Annotated in this window: 2 protein-coding genes; both read right to left on the bottom strand. The window is 46.7% G+C overall.

Annotation, left to right across the window (positions count from 1 at the left end; genetic code table 11):
* Positions 1-6: 6 nt before the first annotated feature.
* Complete coding sequence (locus Q0241_RS13380) at positions 7-375, bottom strand: trypsin-like serine protease (RefSeq protein WP_299378307.1); 369 nt, start codon at positions 373-375, stop codon at positions 7-9.
* A 9-nt stretch (positions 376-384) separates the two neighbouring features.
* Positions 385-2,332 (bottom strand): HD domain-containing phosphohydrolase (locus tag Q0241_RS13375; protein ID WP_299378304.1); only part of this gene is annotated, 1,948 nt, incomplete at its 5' end.

The raw sequence follows: 2,332 nt of genomic DNA, 5'->3' as shown, positions 1-2,332 counted from the left end.
GGGTCTTTAATCAACAGACTTTTTATAGGATTTTATCTTTGATTTAATTTTATATTCTTCGAACTGATATCCCGCGATGAAATACAATTCTTGTGGGGCAAGCCACCGTCCTGTTTTGGCATCATAAATACAGTGGGCAGCGGTGAGAACATGGCGTTCGCTGACCATGGCACCTGTACAGTGGGCGCGTCCGGCAGCATTCAATCTACCGATTGTGCTCCACGGGTATTCCATGGCATTGACGAGAATACGTTGCTGTGCTGCCAGCTTTTGGGAAGCATTAACAGTTTTACTATACAGAGCAAGAGCAGACAGGACTGTTAAAAGCAATATTCCCAAAGACAGTGCTTTCAACAGTCGCGTTTGTATGTGCATCTGTTAAGCCTATTGCTGAATAGAAGCGATAAGCTTTTCGCCTTCGACAGAGTTGACCACATCCCGCAGGGCGATAATGACACCCGTATCATAGCGGTCATTATTGTCTTCAAGAATATCTAGAGCCCGAAGTGGTTCTAACCCATGGCGATAGGACCGGGGTTCAATACGTGCGCAGAAAACATCACAGGCCCCAAGGATACGCGCGGTAATAAGAATTTCATCACCGACCAACCCACGGGGATAGCCTTTGCCATCCAGACGCTCGTGCATTTGCATGATGGTTTCAAGAACGGGCAGATCGAAATCAATCCCACGCAAAAGCTGTTGTGTATGTTCTGGATGTTTTTGGATTTCGGCAATCTCTTCTGGTGTCAGACGCTCTGGTTTGTTCAGAATGCTGCGGGGAATAGCCAGTTTACCTATTTGAGACAAGTTGGAAGAAATTTCCAATGTTGCAATTTCTGGTTCACTGAGGTTCATCCGCTTGCCAACCATAAGGGCAAACAGGCAAACACGACGTGAATGTCCGCCAAGATAAGGATCGCGAAGTTCCACAGCGCGAACCAATGCTGTCACCATTTGTTTTACAGCTTTTTCTTTCTTGCGCTGTTCTTCAACAATTTCAGTAACATCCCGGAAAACAGAGACAATACCGGAAACCTGATTGTCCTCACCAACAAAAGGTACCTTGCTGATTTGTAAATGATGCTCTTTGTTGTTCAGGAAGACCCGCTCATTATTGGTGACGACACCACCGGAAGAAACGGCGCTCTGGTCACTAATCGACATTCTGGCCGCGGTGCCTGTACCAAAGATAGCGGCATCATCCATACCAAGAAGCTGATCTTCTTCTCGCCCAACACCTTTGGCAAAGGCGGGGTTAACGTAACGGTAACTGCCATCCACAGCTTTCAAACCAATGAAGTCAGCAATAGACCCGTTGATTTTGTCCAGTAACTGCTTTTGGGCATGGATGCGTGTAGCAAGGTCTTTGAACTGTTTGGCCAAGGCGCCATTGTGTTCACTGTTAAGGCGCCACCAGAACGCAAGGAAAACCGCGGCAATAATCAGAACAATAAATCCGGCAAGCAGATAAGCGATGTTTCTGAATTCGATCAGACTTTTTTCTGCGCTGGCACGATCGACTTCCTGAAAGATCCATAGTTGATCAGGGATTAAAGCAGAACCGACGGAATAGACTTCTTTTGCGGCAACCCCGATTGTCGGGCGAAGGGCAAAGGCAAAGATATCTTGGTTGTTTGAAGTCAGGGTGATGTTGCGGATTAATGCTGAATCCTGGGGTATTATCTCTTGAAATCCTTTGTTGGTTATCTGAACCATTCTGGTGACTTCACCTTCTTCAGATAACGCACGTTGAGAAAGGAATTCCCCAAATTTTGTGGTGACAGGAAAGGTGAGGAGCATCAAGCCAACAGGTTCTTCCTGATCTGCTTCTGACTGAGCTGGTAATACGGGTAGTAAAAGATCCATCACCAAACCCGATGCATCAACCCGGACAGGGCCAAAAGTAACTTCTTTGCGTCCAAAGGTGGACATAGCAAGTTGCTTTTGTTGCTCAGAGACGGGGTCTGCACCGCCACTGGTCAGGTACGCCACCCCTGTTTTGCCAAAAAGATAACTGGTTGTGAAATCACTGTTGATTGTAAAGTCAGTGAGAACGCGTTCCATAAAAGGCAACTGTTCAAATAAGGATACCCCTAAATTGGAATCAGGGTCTTCACCGGGTTTTGGGGGTACAATTTGGGTGAAATCACCGCCCGCGAGATCAACCTCGTAGGCAAAAAGACGGAAAAGCTCGTTTGTAACAAGTCGGTCTGATTGCGCGCGGATGGAATCAAGCCAAGTTTGGACGAGTTCACTTCGGCTGGATGCCAGAATTTCTTGTCGATCCTGTACCTTGGCAATAACACTGCTTTTCCTGTCATTAATGATC

Source organism: uncultured Kiloniella sp. (assembly GCF_937128705.1).
Classification (GTDB): Bacteria; Pseudomonadota; Alphaproteobacteria; order Kiloniellales; family Kiloniellaceae; genus Kiloniella.
The sequence above is the reverse complement of the archived record's forward strand: the minus strand, read 5'-3'. Positions and strand labels throughout refer to the sequence as shown.

Excerpts from the sequence above, each read along its gene's own strand:
- Q0241_RS13380 (WP_299378307.1), bottom strand. The coding sequence starts at position 375 with ATGCACATACAAACGCGACTGTTGAAAGCACTGTCTTTGGGAATATTG.